The following is a 16,086-nucleotide window of genomic DNA, read 5'->3' as shown; positions in this document are numbered from 1 at the left end:
AAATTTTTGAAGCCAAATACTAGCGCAAACCCAATGCACATGCTCTACTTGCATTAGATATTGGAGAACCAAAATGCGCATAATCTTGATCACCATTTTCGCGCTGTCCAGTTCGGTGACAATGGCGCAGGAAATCACACAACAATATCTGGCTGAGTTCTTTGCCGACATCCAAGTAAAGTCCATCGCCAATAAGCGTGAATATTGCGGCTATTTCGGCTTGAATGAAGATGATGAGTTGATCGCAACCGAGCCTGTGAAGGGCGGGGAAGACAGCTGCCAAGCTGAGCCAAGCGACGACATGGTTGAACTGATCGCTTCCTACCACACCCATGGCGCATTCCACTATGAAGCGGACGCGGAGACGCCTTCGTCAACCGATCTAGCCGCAGATATAGATGAAGAAGTTGATGGCTATGTCGCAACGCCCGGTGGTCGCATCTGGATGAACGATTATGAAACTGAAAAAGCAATTATGCTGTGTGACCGCAACTGCACAGTTTCAGACCCCAATTACGACAGTGAAGCATTTCCGCCTGTTGAGGGGTCTTATGACCTAGATGGCTTATATGATCGAGATGACGCCGACTATTAATCGTCTCCCAATGAAGCGATAAAATTTGTGGCGTTCTGTTCGTAGTTTTTGATCCATCTGCCATAGATTTGTTGGATGGGAACGGTATTCAACACATTCCACCGAACCCGCCCTTCTCGTTTCACAACAATCAAGTCAGCTTTTTCAAGCACCTTAATGTGCTGCATAACCGTGCACCGATCCACCTCCGGTAGTTTGAGACATAACGCCCCGGTCGTTTTTGGGCCTGTCTGTAACAGATCCAAAATTGCGCGCCTTTTTCCATTGGCTAACGCCTTAAAAATTCTATCCAAATTGGCATCATTTGACATGTTATATTTTTATAACATATTATGAAGAAATACAAGGAGGGAAATAATGGATATTCAATTTGAAGTAGCAGGACAGGTCGAAAAGCAGGTTAGTGAAGTATTTGATGCGGTGATCGATCCAGCAAAACTGTCCCAGTATTTCACAACCAAGGGTGGTGCATCTGGCCCCTTGCACCCGGACAAAACCGTTACGTGGTGGGGCAACATAGATGTGCATGTGGATGAAGTGATCAACAACCAATTGATCAGATTTCGCTGGGGCAAAAAGAGCGCACAAATAGCGCCGGCCCCAACAACCGTCATTATGAAATTCACAGCAGTGGGCAGCACACGCACCCTAATTGAAATCAGCGAAGGGCAATGGACTGAAAGTCAAAAGGGTTTGGACGACAGTTACTCCCATGCGGAAGGTTGGATGAACATGTTGTGCTGCCTAAAAGCTTGGGTGGAACATGGCATCAATATCCGCGAAGGCTTTTATCCTAACGAAAACGACGCATAATTTTACGAAATCGATTTTGGCCGCAACAACAAAACCGCGACGGCGCAAACAAGCCCGATCACAAGCACAGTCGGCCAAATCGCCTCTATCCCCCAACGCTCAATAAATAGCCCGCTCAAGAGAGGGCTCATACCATAGCCGGCGCCGATGAATAGATTGACAGAGCCAGACAATCGGCCGCGAAAGTTTTTGGGGCTTTCGTTGGCGATGTGGGCGGGCATGTTGGACGCCATCGTCACCTCACCTAGGGTGAAAACAACAATGGCGACAGCCAAAATCCAAATACTGATGGTGCTGCCGAACAGCCAAAATCCAAGCCCATAACAGATACCGACAATTGCAATGTTGAAATAGGTTGAAAACCGACTGAGAAAACCAACGGCTAGCGGCGTAAGCACAAGCACCATAAATGCATTAAACGACCACAATTGGCCATAAATAGCAGCGCCGCCTTCACCAAAAGCTGCATTGAGATGCAACGGAACGGTGAATGTCATCTGGCCATAAATGACATTGAGGAAATAGCCGACAAGCGCAAATAGCAGCAATCTGGGGCGCTGGGCAAATAAAGACCAAATGCTGCCTTTGTGCTCTTTCTCCGCTTCCGGTTCGTCGGCAATCTCTTCTTCGGTTTGCTCAGGCTTTTTGCTTGGCAGCAAGAACAAAACAATGATTACCGCTATCGAGGTGGTGAACGCATCTCCCCAAAACATGAATTGAAAATAGTCATTGAACAGCAGGCCAGCAATTGCAGGTCCAATGGCAAACCCTAAATTCCAACCGAAATAGGATGTCGCAAATACCATCTGCCGATTCTTCGGCGTCGAATAGTCTGACTGCCACGCGTTTATGACGGGCGCGACAATGCCATTCATAAAGGCGATGCCGAAAAGGAAGTAGAGCAGCACAAATTGCGCCGCAAAGAACCCGGCACTCGCCGTCAAAACAATTTCAGCAGATATGGCGGCAACATAGATGGGTTTTCGGCCAAAACGATCAGTCAGCCAGCCCCCGAGAATCTGCGCGGGCACGTGCGCAAAAAATACGATATTGACGTAAAACGCGGCTTCCAGCGTCGACATGCCGAGCTTGGAGGTCAGCATGAAAGTGAGGAACGGCATCACAAAGGCGCCGACCGCAATCACAAAGTTTGCGAGGCCAAATATGTACGCAATGCGTGGCAAGTCTCGCCACTTTTCAATCAGTGATTTCATCGTAATTCTCGAACAGGATAGAGGCCAAGCTAAGCACAAAAGCAAATAGGCACAACGCGCTTATTGGTTAGCGAGTGGGTCAATCCAGGTCCAATCCTTCATGCGATTTCGGAACCATGTACGCTGACGTTTAGCATATTGATGGGTGGCAATGATCGATTTTTCAGTCGCTTCGTCCAATGTCATTTCATCCCGTAGATAGGCAGAAATTTCCGGCACGCCGATAGCTCGCATGGCTGGTAATGTCGGATCAAGGCCCAATGCATTAATCGCTTGCACTTCTTCGATAGCACCAGCCCGCATCATCATATGGAAGCGTTTGGCAATCCTGTCGCGCAACACATCTCGTTCAGGGTTTAGAACAATTTTCTCAATTTCAAATCCTGTCAAAATGGACGGGGCCGCGGGTTCATCTTGCCAAGACGCTAACGATTTGTTTGTAGCTTCCATGACAGATATGGCACGCGCAACGCGTTGCGGATCTGGTGACTGTAAGCGTTTTGCCATTGCCGGGTCGCGATCCGCCAACAATTCAGCCCTTTGATCCGCATCCAAGGGTTGAATCAAAGCTTCAACTTCTTGAATCACTTCTTTAGGAACCTCGGGGATTTCCGCGAATCCATTTATCAACGCATCAAAATAAAGCCCTGTTCCACCAACAAAAATTAGCGTTTCACAATCTTGCCCCTCACCTTGAATCAAAGCTTGAACATCGCGCAACCATGCCCCTGTCGAATATCGGGTTGATGGATCAACATGCCCGTACATTCTATGGTCAGCCAGCGCCAATTCCTCAGCATTTGGGCGCGCAGAGATCACATTGAGCACGTCATAGACTTGCATAGAATCTGTATTGACGACCAACGCCTTCTCACCCGCCGAACGGGCAATCGCCATTGCCGTCTTGCCGCTTGCGGTTGGACCCGCTATCAACAAAGCGCGTTGTGCCATATTAGCTTCCCCAAAGGATCGACATGCCAATTCTTGTCTTAACGACCAACCCAGCAAGCCCGAAACTTGAAGCTGAATTGGTGGCCGCCATACATGCTGAAATTGGCGGCAGCGTCAACTGGCTACACCAATCCATTGCCGTTGAGTTCAAAGACCCAAAAGCGCCAGAAGCATTGCAAATTGCAAGAGATATAATCGGTGAGGGAAAAGTCGACGCGAATTTGGTGCCAGACCAAAAGCGACGAAAGAAGCTTTTGATCGCGGATATGGACTCCACCATGATCAACGAAGAGTGCATCGACGAGCTCGGTGCAGCCCTTGGGATCAAGGGTCAAATTGCCCAAATTACCGAACGCGCCATGCGCGGCGAGTTGGATTTCGAACAAGCATTGGACGAACGTGTGTCGTTGCTCAAAGGCCTTCACCTTGACGCCGTAAAAGAGGTGCGTCGCGAGCGCATTACTTACGCACCCGGCGGCCGTGTTCTGGTGCAAACGATGAAAGCTTACGGCGCATATACCGCTCTGGTTTCTGGTGGCTTCACCCTGTTCGCGGACTATTTTGGCAAGCGCATCGGGTTTGACGAGGCGACCGCGAATGTTCTCGAATTTGACAGGGATGTGCTGACCGGCACTGTGGGAAGACCCATCGTGGATAAAGACACAAAACTGGCCAAACTGAAGTCGATATCGGCGGAAAAGGAAATTGGCCTTGAAGACACAATGGCGGTCGGCGACGGCGCGAATGACCTGATGATGATCAAAGCCGCTGGTATGGGCGTTGCGATCCACGCAAAGCCCGTTGTGGCTGCAGAGGCAGAATATCAGTTTAACCATTCAGACCTGAGTGCCCTGCTCTATCTGCAAGGTTTTGAGGAAGCTGAACTCGTACGGCAATGATTGGCCTTCACGAAAAGTCATGCAAAGCCTTGGAATGCGACATAATCCGCTCAAAGATTTTGACCATCCTAATTTGAATTGGGACAGCAAAGTGCTGCCCCATGTTCTATATTCAATCAAAAATCCAAACTAGCCCATGTCTCCAGCTATTTGGGCAACCGCACTGCAACAAACCTGCGCGCGCCAGCGGGATCTGACAATTTAAGCAAAATGGCTTCTCGGCCAATTTCAGCCGCAGTGCCCACGATCGTTTCAACATCCCTGGGCGTCAAGATTTGCTGTTGGTTGACTTCCAAAATTGTATGCCCAATGCGAACGCCCTTATCGGATGCATCTGAGTTCTGCTCGACCTCAGTCACCACAACGCCTTCAATATCGGATGCAATTGCAAATCGATCACGCAACTCGTCGCTCATTGCTTCAACCGTCAGGCCCAGCAGCGCGTCCGCGTTTACCGGCACCTCAATGGGCGGCAATCTATCAATACCCGCAAACTGATCTACTTGTTCCAGACGGCCCAATTTGACATTGACTTCAATTTCATCCCCGCGACGCAACACCAACACTTTAGTGTCTTTGCCAATGGCAGTCTCGGCGACAATCCTTGGCAAATCACGCATCTTATTGATCGGCTTACCGTCGAATTTCAATATCAAATCGCCCTCTTCAATCGCCCCATCACTTGGGCCTTCCGGCTCAATTGAAAGCACCAACGCGCCCATATTGTCTGTTCGGCCCAGGCTAGCAGCAATGTCGTCGCTTACATCTTGAATGCCAACACCAAGCCAGCCGCGCCGTGTTTCACCGAACTCGCGAAGTTGTTCAATTACAGGGCGCGCCAAGTTGATCGGAATAGAAAAACCAATACCAAGCGAGCCGCCAGATTGGGAAAAGATGGCGGTATTAATACCGATTACGTCGCCATCCATATTGAACAAGGGACCACCAGAATTGCCCTGATTGATGGCAGCATCGGTTTGAATAAAATTGTCATAGGGTCCCGAACGGATATCCCGATTTCTTGCCGAAATCACACCCGCACTTAAACTGCCGCCCAAGCCAAATGGATTGCCAATCGCAAGGACCCAGTCCCCGACCAAAGCGGTATCAGAATCGCCCAAATCAACATAGGTGAGTTGGCGCCCGACATTCACGCGTAAAACGGCCAAATCAGTCTTCTCATCGGCACCGACAAGCGTTGCTTCGACACGGCTGCCGTCAGTAAACGCTACAAAAATCTCATCCGCATCTTCAATCACATGAAAATTGGTAATGATGATCCCATCAGGATCAATAACGAAGCCAGAACCAAGCGAGCGGCTTTCACGCGGCGCTTGATCTTCAGGAGGTTGTTCAGGTTGCAATTGGTCAAAGAATTCGCGGAACGGTGAACTCTCTGGAACGTTTGGAAAAGGAAATCCGCGCCCACCGGAACGAACGGTTCTAACGGTAGAAATATTGACCACAGCACCCTGCAACTCAGCGGCAAGTGGCGCAAATGAAACAGGCCCCTTAGCGAAGGTCGCAATCGCGCTGGCCAACAACAAAATAATTGCCAACGTAATGCGTAGGCATGCGCGCATAGGTGTTTTAAGAACCGGCATATTTCCTCCCTGTATGCGCCTTCTTCGGCGCATCTCTCGCAGCCAAGTTAGCTGCGCAACCAGAAAAGTACAATAAGACCTAAAATGGCAGTTGTAAGCCCAATCACGCGAAGTTGCGCATCAGGTGAGGCCAAAATACTTTGCAATGTTCGCTTCATAAAAGCAGGAAAGGCTGCGTAAAGCAGCCCTTCCAAAGTTATTGCTAATGCAAGTGCAATAAAGAATTCTTGCATTACTGTCCTGACGGCACAGCTTTTGTATCAGACTGGAAATACTGGAAGAATTCCGAATCTGGTGAGAGGACCATAGTGGTACCATCACTCTGCAAAGCTGCTCGATAAGACTGCATTGAACGATAGAATTCGAAGAATTCTGGATCTTTACCAAATGCTTCCGCAAAGATCTTGTTTCGCTCACCTTCACCTTCACCACGCAAGATGTCTGAATCTCGCTGTGCAGTCGCAACAAGCTCAACCGCTTGACGGTTTGCTTGCGCACGAAGTGTTTGGGCTAACTCTTGACCACGCGCTCGCAAACGCGCAGCTTCCGCCAAACGTTCCGCTTTCATTCGATCATAAGTTTGTTGCGATACTTGAGCCGTCAAATCTGTACGCGTTACACGCACATCAACAACAGCCAAACCAATGGTTACCAAGGCTGGCTCCACCTGATCACGAACTTCACGCATCATTTCAGAGCGTTGCTCAGAAAGCGCAGCGTTAAAGTCACGCAAGCCGTAAACATCACGAAGCGCATTTTCTAATGCTGTATCAACACGATCTTCGGCAGTTGATATACGGCCAAACACAGATTCACGGAACCGAACTGGATCAACGATCTTGTACGTCAAGAACGCGTCCACAACATAGAATTTACCGCCCTTAACCTGCACACGCAGATCATCAAGTTCGAACCGCAACACACGGTCGTCAATGATTTGAACGGTTTCGACAAAGTCAGTTGGAATTTTGAAGTTTAGACCCGGCTCTTTTTCGACCCGAACGATTTCCCCAAAGCGCAACACAATAGCTTGCTGGCGTTCAGTCAACACAAAGATTGATGACATGAACACATAGAAACCAGCGACAATGAGTACGGCGAGAATTGCTAAACGATTATTCATGATTAGTTCCCCGCATTCGAGTTAGACCGAGAATTGATTTCCGGCAGTGGTAGATATGGAACCACACCCGAACCCGCACCGCTTTCAATGATCACTTTCTCGGAGCTTCCGAGCACGGTTTCCATTGTTTCAAGGAACAGACGTTTCCGCGTCACTTCTGGCGCTTTTGCATATTCGTCAAATACTGAAACGAAACGTGCGGCTTCACCTTCGGCCTGCTTTACGATCTGATCTTTATAAGCTGCGGCTTCTTCGCGAAGCTGTGCGGCTTGACCACGTGCCTGACCCAAACGTGTGTTTGAATATTGGCGCGCTTCTTCTTGGAAACGATCTTCGTCTTGCTCAGCACGCTGAACTTCATCAAATGCGTCGGCCACCTCAGTTGGTGGAGCAGCATCTTCGATTGAAACACGAATGATGTTGATGCCAGTGCCATAACTATCAAGAATAGTTTGAGTGATTGTGCTGACTTCCAAGGCGATTTCAGCCCGTTTATCACGGAACACATCTTGAGCCGGACGACGACCAACAACTTCACGCATCGCGCTTTCTGAAGCTGCACGAAGAGTTCCTTGAGGATCTTGCACATTGAACAAGAAATCTGAAGGATCACCAACACGCCAAAGAACAGAGAAACCAACATCAACGATGTTTTGGTCACCTGTCAGCATCAAACCTTCAACATTTTGCGCCGAACGTGAACCACGAACAGAACCAATACGTGTTTGGTTTTGCGTTGTGTTGACCTTTTCAACCGTCTCAATTGGCCAAAAATGGAAGTGAAGACCCGATTGAGAAAACTCGGCTTTTGGTTTTCCGAACAATAGTTCTACGCCAACTTCTTGCGCATCAACTGTATAAACAGCTTGAAATAGCCATGCCACGACAAGCAATATTGCGCCAAGTCCAAACGCCCAACGGCCGCCAGGAATGCCACCTTTAAACTGATCGCGCCCTTGCGACAAAATTTCTTCTAATTTTGGAGGACCGCCTGGACGTCGAGGTCCACCACCGCCACCACCACCGGGTGATTGGCCCCATGGACCACCGCTATTATTGTCATTCCGAGACATTTGAGACCTTTCAATTGATCTAAACTTTGTTGCCTATATAGGAAAACCACGACGTAGGATCAATGCACGCGCGGATATTATCTTTTTTCGTATACCGAAATCTGGTACTTTGCCGTGTCTTTTTCGCTCGGCACCACGTCTGGCTTCTCCACACAGATCCATTGCGCACCTATTTCGGGAAACATTGTGTCCCCCTCAGGTTCTGCATCAATATGGGTGATGTAAAGCCTGTCAGCAAGCGGCATCGCGAGTTTATAGATCTCGCCGCCACCAATAATCATCACTTCTTCGTGCCCATCTACCAGCGCAATTGTCTTTGCATGATCTATTGCAGCGCCAAAATCATTGATGACGATAACGCCATCAGGCTGGTAATCTTTTTGGCGGGTCACAACAATGTTAACACGGCCCGGAAGAGGCTTGCCAACTGTTTCGAACTGTTTGCGCCCCATAATCATGGGCTTACCCATGGTCGTGGATTTGAAAAACTTAAAGTCTGAAGGCAAATACCAAGGCATATCACCGTTTGCCCCAATAACATTATTATTGGGTACGGCGGCGATCAGCGAAATTTTGACATCACTCGTCATCATCTTGTTCCAATCGAGATAACCACTTGGCCTGCAACTCTTTTTCCAAATCGATGCCATTGCGTTGTGCGAACAACAACAGATGCGCAAATACATCGGCAAATTCTTCGCCCAACGCGGCCTGCACCTGTTCTTCGCCCATGTTCTTCTTGCGCGCCCTACCCGTCATACGTAGATATTCGGCGATTAGTTCACCCAACTCTTCATTTAGCTTAAGCGCATACCAATCATCGTCGCGATTTATGTCGCATTTATCCGCATAGATATCGCTGACTTCACCAACTTTTTGGGTGAGCAATTTCAATGATTGCCCGCTCATACGGCAATGGGCGCTTTGATCGTTGGATAAGCCTCGTAATTCTCAAACGAGAAATCATCGAACTGAAAATCAAAGATCGATGTGCGCTCTTTGTTCATCACCAATTTTGGCAAGGTTTTTGGCGTGCGGGTTAGTTGCAGCCGCGCCTGCTCAAAATGATTGTGATAAATGTGAGCATCGCCAAATGTATGCACAAACTCACCCACCTCAAGCCCTGTGACTTGGGCGACCATGTGGGTCAAAAGCGCATATGAAGCGATGTTAAATGGCACACCTAAAAAGATATCCGCGGAACGCTGATATAGCTGGCATGACAATTTGCCGTCTGCGACGAAGAATTGAAACAAACAATGACATGGCGGCAGCGCCATATCTTCTATTTCAGCCGGGTTCCATGCAGAAACAATGTGTCTGCGCGAATTTGGATTATTCTTGATCCCATCAACCAAACGTTCGATCTGATCAATTGTTTGACCATCGCCAGCAGGCCAAGAGCGCCATTGCGAGCCGTAAACGGGACCAAGGTCGCCATTTTCATCCGCCCACTCGTCCCAAATTCGAACGCCATGCTCTTTCAAATAAGCGATATTGGTTTCGCCCATCAAAAACCACAAGAGTTCATGCACGATTGATTTGAGATGTAGCTTTTTGGTGGTCAGCAATGGAAAACCTTGTTGCAGGTCAAATCGCATCTGGTAGCCAAACACGCCGCGCGTGCCAGTACCTGTGCGATCGCCGCGATCAACACCATTTTCCATCACGTGACTAAGTAAATTCAAATAGGTTTGCATGGGATATGGATATATGATTCTCAAATCAAACCACAGCCCACCTGCATTAATTCCGGATCAATTGTCCACAAGTCCAGGGAACTTCGCGTCTGCCTTTTCGACGTTGCCTGGAATGTCTTGTCGCCAAATGCCACGAACAGATTTGGAAAAGTTGAGATAGAGCTTGCCGTTATGCACAGTCCAAGCTTCAGGATCGCCCTTCGCCAACGCGCCTTTTGAAGCCGCATACGCGCAATACCCGCCATATTGTGGTGCATATTTTTCCGGGTTTGCTAAGAACAAGTCCAAGTTCTCTTGGCTGGAAAAATGCCATGTGGCCCCTTCATAAGAAGTGGCGAATGCTTCGTCGCCTTTCACAGCCTCTTCGCGAGTGAAATAGGCCACGCTATCATATCCACCAACAGCAACACCTGGAACCAATCCAGTATAAATCTTTGCCGCAGCAAAAGCCGGGTTTGTAAAAATCGCCGCGCCAACAAAGGCTGCGCTGGAAACAAGAAAGGTACGCCGTTGCATAAAAAAATCTCCGATTGAATTTGGCTTCACAATAGCAAACCTGCCAAATATGTCATTTCAACTGACGATCACATTGGCGCGACGAAAAACGGCGCCCAAAAAGGCGCCGAAATTCATCTGCAATAAATAATGCGAACTTATTAGGCGAATACTGAAAGCTTGCCCGCCTTTTTGGCACACAAATAGTAAAATGTGAGCCGCTCTTTCATCCGGTCTGCTTTCATGTCATCAGCGACGCTTGCAATAATTGCATCCAACTTGTCGTCGCTATCTGATAGACCAAGCTTTTTCTTCAAGAAATTCTCGCGAACTGTTTTCAATTCACTTTCGTCGCTGACCGCAACAAAGGCACTGTCCCGTTTGCTTAAAACCAAACGATAGGTCTTTGCCATATTTTCGACAATTGCCGGATCGGCCTTTGCATCATATTTTTGAATTTCTTCTAAATGCTTGCTCATCAGTTGTTCTCCCATTCAAATCCGCCGCCACTTCCAAATATGTGACTTTACCAGTGTAACGATTCCACAAGCATCTTCCCCTGTAAAGCGATTTGGCATCAACCAATGGATTGCAATTTCGCATTTTGCGCTTATATTAGAAGGGCTGGAAACAGCTACGGCGATAAACTGCAATCGTAATAAACCATTCGGACCCGGGGGCGGTACCCGGCGCCTCCACCATTCATCTTTTGCTTGCTAGGGCATGGATTTGGGGGGCGAAATAGGATCGACGAGGGTGTAAAGGGTTAGCTTTCGCTCGGCATGGTACCACCGCATCGGGCCATTATGATAGTTGCAAATGACAACTTCGCTGAGGCACGTTTGGCTGCGTAATGCGGTTCGACACCTCGAATTGAAGTCCTTTTCCCCTAGCAGGGTCTAGGCGGGGTTCGCAGGTACCTGGCAACAGAAACCTGCACTAAATTTTTACCCCACCTCAAGTTTTGACCATCTATCCTTACCTATCCCCTTGCAATCACCTAAATTTTAGGGCTGTTATGGGCATCAATTGGATTCGAAGTCACAATAAGGAAACGCGATGTCCGAAGACCTCATTCGCTATGATGTACTGGCACAAGAAGCGCTACGCGGCGTGGTGAAAAAAGTGTTGAGTGAAGTAGGTAAAACAGGACTTCCGGGCGAACACCATTTTTTCATTTCATTTGTAACCACTGCGCCTGGCGTGCGGGTTTCTGAGCGTCTGCTCAAACAATATGAGAATGAAATGACCATTGTGTTGCAGAACCAATATTGGGATCTAAAAATCAACGATACTGGTTTTGAAGTTGGCCTTTCATTTGATGGGCAGCCAGAACATCTCGTAGTTCCTTATTCAGCCATTAAAGGTTTCTTTGACCCATCTGTTCAGTTCGGACTTCAATTTGATGTCATGGACGAAAATGGTGACGCCGTTGCTTCCGCCCCTGCGGACGATGAGGCAGATAATGGTGATGACGATGAGGCAAAAGCTGAGAGCGTCGAACCCGCCACAGAAAAAGCGGATGACGACGAAACTGAAAATGTCGTCAGCCTTGATTCGTTCCGCAAGAAACCCTAATCCAGCATCATGAAAAAACGATCCATTACGATTGCCGGGCACCGCACCAGCGTGGCGCTTGAGCAAGAGTTTTGGACTGAGATTGATGAATTGGCGAAGCAGCGCCAATTGAGCCTAACCCAATTCATCGAGACAATTGACCAAAGCCGCGCAACGACAAATCTCGCCTCCGCACTTCGGCTATATGTACTCGAGAATTTAAAAAGCTCAGCAAACAGTGATGGCGACGGGGCCAGTTAGTTGCCCTCAATCAAATCAATCGGCTCTTGATCCAACTGTTCGGGCGTAAACAACAACTCTGGATCCAACAAAAGAATTGGCGCCTCACCATCATTCAATGCAGGCAGCTCAATCACGCTGTTATTTTCATTCGAAGAATTCAGCGCCTCTGCCGCCGCCCGCGCTGCCGCTTCTTCCTCTAACCGCTTTTTGCGTGCTGCCTCAGCTTTAGCTGCTTTTGCGGCCTCTTCTTTTGCCAACTGCGCCGCTTGCTCTGCCATGCGTCTTTGTTGTTCTTCTGCCTGGGCCAAGGCGCGCGCTTCTTGCTCGGCTCGCAATTTTTCAAGCCGCTCCAACTCCAACTCAAATGCTTTCACTTGAATTGAATCAACCATTTGCTGAATATCGACTTTGTATGCTGGTTCAACAAGCGAACCATCAATCTGTACATCTACACGACCGGTTGCCTCGTTCAGAACAGCACCATCTCCAACATTTTGGGTTGGGGTCAGCGACCAATTGCTTTCCAGCGCAAAGTCCATCAAATCTAGACTGATGCCACCAAACAAACGTGTCTGCGCGTCTTCCATTGAAATGTTATTGACCAGCATTTTCCCCGCCGCCATGGAGAATAGGCCTTCAAGACCCGGCGTGAAATATGGCGCACCAGCGAGGTCGCGGATAACTTGCTGCTCCAAGTCCGTGGCTTCAAGTTCCAGCACATTTTGAATGGCAATAATTTTGCCAAAAATATTTGGATCAAAATCTTCAATGGCCAACCCATCAACGGAAAAACTGCCGTCGCCGCCAAGACTATTGATAACCTGAACGAAGTCTTCGCCAGAACCCGAGAACCGGCCACTGCCAGAAAGTTCGCCTGAAATCCGTGACGTAATTGCACGAGGGAATACATCTTCAATCGCGACACCATCGATGCCAAATCGGCCAGAAACCTGTTTTGACACAACTCCGCTATGGCAACATATCGAAATATCCGCCGAGATCTCACCCTGCCCGCGACCACCAACAAGATTTCGGATGCGATTTTCCGTAGCTGTCCACGTCAGATCAAAGCCAACATCATTAATCAGCGCATCGCCATTAAGCAGAACAAGCGGCGTCTCAATATGTACGCGTCCACGACTATTGCGGGCGCCTCGAGCGACACCAAAAGGCCCATCAGGCCAAATCGCTGCGCCAGACGATATGGTGGACGCAGTGCCGCCCAAAAATGCAGCCAACGCATTAACATCCAAGCGGCCAATATTGATTTCGCCTGAAAGAACCTTCTGCGCCCCTAATTTCTTAAGCGTTAGGTCACCAGCAATATCTTCCCCGCCAGCACGGACTTGAATTGATGTGAGTTCAACGTCATCTGCGCCAACAAACTTCAATTTCGCTTTGCCATCCGGCCCCGGCAGTGGAAAGCTGTCGAGACCAAGAAACTTGGAAAACCCACTTGACTCGTCAAGGCGCATTTGCAAATCGCCCCGGCCGCGCAACTTATCTAAATCAGAAACTATCAAAGAGCCGCGATAACCAAGCGCGTTCTCTGCACTCGAATAGAGCGCAGAAATATCGACGCTATTGAAAACAGTTCCCTGATACTCGACCGCCAATTCAGCTTCGATATTGCTGTCAAACCCCGCATCTGCAACACCCAATTGTGAAAACAGGGCGTTGGTTGAAGGCGCATTGATTTGCAGCGTGCCACTTGATGGCGCAGTGAATGCAGTCGCTAGACCTTCACTCATGCCAATTTGTGCATTCATGCTCAAATCGCCGGCGCTACCGGTTAGCAACAATTGCTGAATACCGTCGCCACCCGGTTCCGATAGATCAAAATCAAACCGCGCTGGGCGATTGGCCGAAAAGACGTTCTCCACCGATGTGTGCAATTCTGGCAGCGGTAAGATGGACCATAGCGCTGCAACATCTGCGTTGGGCTGCAAATCCGCTCGCAATGCCCCACGCACCAATTGAGGCGCTTGAGTTGTGCCCTGCAGCTGCCCATTCCCATCAAGACGAATATCCGCAATATTGCCAATTCGAATGTGCTCAACATTCACGCCGTCGCCAGACCATCCCGCTTCCAAAAGAACATCAGTCGCGCGTTGCCCGGCAAGCCCCAAGCTTTTGGCGCTCAATTCAATCCGGCCAACGGGAAAGCTGTTCAAAGACTTATTGGCGCGATTTGGGTCCGGCAGCAAACTAACCAATTGATCGGTTGCCTTTTGGTCAAACTCGCCAATTTGGGCGGTGACACTTAGACGTCGCATATCCTCTTCACGCCAATCGACGCGGCCCTGAATTGTATAGCCGTCCAGGTCGAACTCTAAATTTTCAAAGGTCGCGCCTGAGGATGAAAAATCAACGTCCCCAACTAAGTTGGCCTTGACGCCAAACAACGGATTGCTATCGCCGAATGCGCGCCAAGAACGTGCCAGCGCGTCGAGCCGTTCTGTGTCCATGGACATTTTACCATCAAAGGCTGCAAATCCCTGCGCACCGATCAATCTTCCCGACAGGTTCAACGCACTGTCGCCGGGCAGTTTGGCGCTAAAGGTTTCGATTTGCCAATCGGTACCATCGGTTGTCGCGTCCAGAAGCACATTTCTAAGTGCAATCGAGCGAAGCCCCAACTCGGTTATATCTACCGAAATCGAGCCGGTTACATTGCCCAGCGCAGGCGGTGCAGGCAGCTGCGTGATCAGGGACACAAGAGCATATGGATCGTCTTCACTGACATTCAGTGCATCGTCTGGTAGCAAATTTACAACGCCACCAGAAATCACCGCATCGAATTGCCGACTTGCACCCAATCGCACATCAACTGCCCCGGTCAAGCGGGTTCCAGCCCGATTCTCATCTGGCTGCAGGGCATATTCGGTCAGCTTAAAGCGCTCCGGTTCTAGCTGAACTTTGGCTTCTAAAATTGCGTCGCCCCGCACTTCATTTTCAGCCAAATTTTGCGGCGTCATGCGAAGGGTTAGTTCACCATCATAAAATGGCGACAAGGCAGCGGTCGTTAAAAGACCTTCGCTCGAGAGCGAAAAGCTTTTATCTAGCGGCGTCAAAAACGAACTAATCCGGATGTCACCGCGCTCGTTGAGGTCCGACGTATTCACCCGCAAATTCAGTTCTTTTTGATCAAGTTTCCCTGACCCGTTGAACGCAAATGGTCCCCTAAGAGCGGTAACGCTTAAATTGCCTTGGATGTCATCAACGCGCCAATGCTCATCTGAGCGCATATCGCTCAGCAAAAAACTACCATTGCTGATCTGCGCGTCTTGGATTGCCACATTGTCGCGCCCACCGGTTTGGGCCAACGAAATGGGCATATCAAACCCACCATCTTGCGCGACCTTTAAATGAAATTTGGGCGTATGTAGAACCAGCTTTTGCACTTCATAAAAGTCGCGCAAAAATTGCATAAGGGCGAGGTCAGCTTCGATCGCCTCAATTTCAACGATGGGCGAAGCTTCAGGCCCAACAACAACTTTGGACATGCGCATTTGGGGTTGAGGTAGCAGGGTAAAAGACAAATCGCCGTTAATCGCGACCGGCGTGCCCAGCGCTTCAGATGCAATTTCTTCCATCCGGTCCCGATAAGGTGACCAATCATAAAGCCGAGGCACGACGAAGGCTGCTGCGAGCAGCAGAATAACAACAACGCCAACAACAATATAAAGCCGATTTAACAAGGAGCTAACCGCAGCACGTCAAAGTTCATGTAAATTTCCAAATTCGTGAGAAACTCTATGCCTTTGTAAGCCGCTCGTCACCATAAATTGTCACAAGATTGGGCAATTCGTATGTGAA

18 protein-coding genes and 1 other RNA gene are annotated in these 16,086 nt (G+C 49.0%); 6 read left to right on the top strand and 13 right to left on the bottom strand.

All coding sequences use genetic code 11. From position 1 onward, the window contains the following. Positions 1 to 73 precede the first annotated feature (73 nt). Positions 74 to 595: a DUF4329 domain-containing protein gene (locus tag AC2D8L_RS02080; RefSeq protein ID WP_484683794.1), complete on the top strand. Its 522-nt coding sequence runs from the start codon at positions 74 to 76 to the stop codon at positions 593 to 595. On the opposite strand, the gene AC2D8L_RS02075 is transcribed toward AC2D8L_RS02080, so the two are convergent. Continuing rightward, positions 592 to 906, bottom strand: a complete 315-nt coding sequence (locus AC2D8L_RS02075; RefSeq protein WP_484683793.1) for an ArsR/SmtB family transcription factor — start codon at positions 904 to 906, stop codon at positions 592 to 594. The genes AC2D8L_RS02080 and AC2D8L_RS02075 overlap by 4 nt on opposite strands. 46 nt (positions 907 to 952) lie before the next feature. Between AC2D8L_RS02075 and AC2D8L_RS02070 the strand changes: the two genes are divergently transcribed. Then, positions 953 to 1,408 carry an SRPBCC domain-containing protein gene (locus AC2D8L_RS02070; RefSeq protein WP_484683792.1) on the top strand — a complete coding sequence of 152 codons (456 nt, stop codon included), beginning with the start codon at positions 953 to 955 and terminating at the stop codon, positions 1,406 to 1,408. 2 nt (positions 1,409 to 1,410) lie between these two features. On the opposite strand, the gene AC2D8L_RS02065 is transcribed toward AC2D8L_RS02070, so the two are convergent. Both AC2D8L_RS02065 and miaA read right to left on the bottom strand, forming a co-directional pair. Beyond that, positions 1,411 to 2,622, bottom strand: coding sequence for an MFS transporter (locus AC2D8L_RS02065; RefSeq protein WP_484683791.1), 1,212 nt, complete (start codon positions 2,620 to 2,622; stop codon positions 1,411 to 1,413). A 60-nt stretch (positions 2,623 to 2,682) separates the two neighbouring features. Continuing rightward, positions 2,683 to 3,573, bottom strand: a complete 891-nt coding sequence (gene miaA / locus AC2D8L_RS02060; RefSeq protein WP_484683790.1) for a tRNA (adenosine(37)-N6)-dimethylallyltransferase MiaA — start codon at positions 3,571 to 3,573, stop codon at positions 2,683 to 2,685. A 23-nt stretch (positions 3,574 to 3,596) separates the two neighbouring features. Here miaA and serB point away from each other — a divergent pair, with 23 nt between their 5' ends. Then, on the top strand, positions 3,597 to 4,472 hold the full coding sequence (gene serB, locus AC2D8L_RS02055; protein WP_484683789.1) for a phosphoserine phosphatase SerB: 876 nt from the start codon (positions 3,597 to 3,599) through the stop codon (positions 4,470 to 4,472). Positions 4,473 to 4,618: 146 nt separating this feature from the next. Here serB and AC2D8L_RS02050 read toward each other — a convergent pair whose 3' ends face one another. The 9 genes from AC2D8L_RS02050 to AC2D8L_RS02010 form a co-directional block, all read right to left on the bottom strand. Next, a complete protein-coding gene (locus tag AC2D8L_RS02050; protein ID WP_484683788.1) occupies positions 4,619 to 6,076 on the bottom strand; it encodes a Do family serine endopeptidase in 1,458 nt (485 codons plus the stop codon). A gap of 47 nt (positions 6,077 to 6,123) precedes the next feature. Then, entirely contained in the window at positions 6,124 to 6,309 is a 186-nt protein-coding gene (locus AC2D8L_RS02045; RefSeq protein ID WP_484683787.1) for a DUF2065 domain-containing protein, read from the bottom strand. Then, on the bottom strand, positions 6,309 to 7,199 hold the full coding sequence (gene hflC, locus AC2D8L_RS02040; protein WP_484683786.1) for a protease modulator HflC: 891 nt from the start codon (positions 7,197 to 7,199) through the stop codon (positions 6,309 to 6,311). Before hflC ends, AC2D8L_RS02045 begins: the two co-directional genes overlap by 1 nt. Positions 7,200 to 7,201: 2 nt before the next feature. Further along, positions 7,202 to 8,272, bottom strand: a complete 1,071-nt coding sequence (hflK, locus tag AC2D8L_RS02035) for an FtsH protease activity modulator HflK (protein ID WP_484683785.1) — start codon at positions 8,270 to 8,272, stop codon at positions 7,202 to 7,204. Between the two features lie 77 nt (positions 8,273 to 8,349). Further along, positions 8,350 to 8,862, bottom strand: a complete 513-nt coding sequence (locus AC2D8L_RS02030; protein WP_484683784.1) for a dihydrofolate reductase — start codon at positions 8,860 to 8,862, stop codon at positions 8,350 to 8,352. Beyond that, the gene (locus AC2D8L_RS02025) at positions 8,852 to 9,181 is read right to left on the bottom strand and encodes a phosphoribosyl-ATP pyrophosphohydrolase (RefSeq protein ID WP_484683783.1); all 330 of its coding nucleotides are present in this window, start codon (positions 9,179 to 9,181) and stop codon (positions 8,852 to 8,854) included. The genes AC2D8L_RS02030 and AC2D8L_RS02025 overlap by 11 nt, the downstream gene beginning before the upstream one ends. Continuing rightward, complete coding sequence (locus AC2D8L_RS02020; protein WP_484685137.1) at positions 9,178 to 9,972, bottom strand: thymidylate synthase; 795 nt, start codon at positions 9,970 to 9,972, stop codon at positions 9,178 to 9,180. The genes AC2D8L_RS02025 and AC2D8L_RS02020 overlap by 4 nt, the downstream gene beginning before the upstream one ends. Before the next feature lie 57 nt (positions 9,973 to 10,029). Beyond that, complete coding sequence (locus AC2D8L_RS02015) at positions 10,030 to 10,488, bottom strand: YHS domain-containing (seleno)protein (RefSeq protein ID WP_484683782.1); 459 nt, start codon at positions 10,486 to 10,488, stop codon at positions 10,030 to 10,032. A gap of 140 nt (positions 10,489 to 10,628) precedes the next feature. After that, the gene (locus AC2D8L_RS02010; protein WP_484683781.1) at positions 10,629 to 10,946 is read right to left on the bottom strand and encodes a DUF2853 family protein; all 318 of its coding nucleotides are present in this window, start codon (positions 10,944 to 10,946) and stop codon (positions 10,629 to 10,631) included. Positions 10,947 to 11,052: 106 nt separating this feature from the next. On the opposite strand from AC2D8L_RS02010, the gene ssrA reads away from it, so the two are divergent. The 3 genes from ssrA (at position 11,053) to AC2D8L_RS01995 (ending at position 12,285) form a co-directional block, all read left to right on the top strand. Continuing rightward, positions 11,053 to 11,408: a transfer-messenger RNA gene (gene ssrA, locus AC2D8L_RS02005) on the top strand. 118 nt (positions 11,409 to 11,526) lie between these two features. After that, positions 11,527 to 12,045: an SspB family protein gene (locus AC2D8L_RS02000; RefSeq protein ID WP_484683780.1), complete on the top strand. Its 519-nt coding sequence runs from the start codon at positions 11,527 to 11,529 to the stop codon at positions 12,043 to 12,045. 9 nt (positions 12,046 to 12,054) lie between these two features. Then, positions 12,055 to 12,285, top strand: coding sequence for a ribbon-helix-helix domain-containing protein (locus AC2D8L_RS01995; RefSeq protein ID WP_484683779.1), 231 nt, complete (start codon positions 12,055 to 12,057; stop codon positions 12,283 to 12,285). Here the strand turns inward: AC2D8L_RS01995 and AC2D8L_RS01990 are convergent. Next, the gene (locus tag AC2D8L_RS01990) at positions 12,282 to 15,968 is read right to left on the bottom strand and encodes an AsmA family protein (RefSeq protein ID WP_484683778.1); all 3,687 of its coding nucleotides are present in this window, start codon (positions 15,966 to 15,968) and stop codon (positions 12,282 to 12,284) included. The two genes, AC2D8L_RS01995 and AC2D8L_RS01990, sit on opposite strands and share 4 nt — an antisense overlap. Between the last annotated feature and the right edge of the window lie 118 nt (positions 15,969 to 16,086).

Source organism: Maritalea sp. YIW29, assembly GCF_057219265.1.
This window is presented reverse-complemented; position numbering and strand designations above follow the sequence as displayed.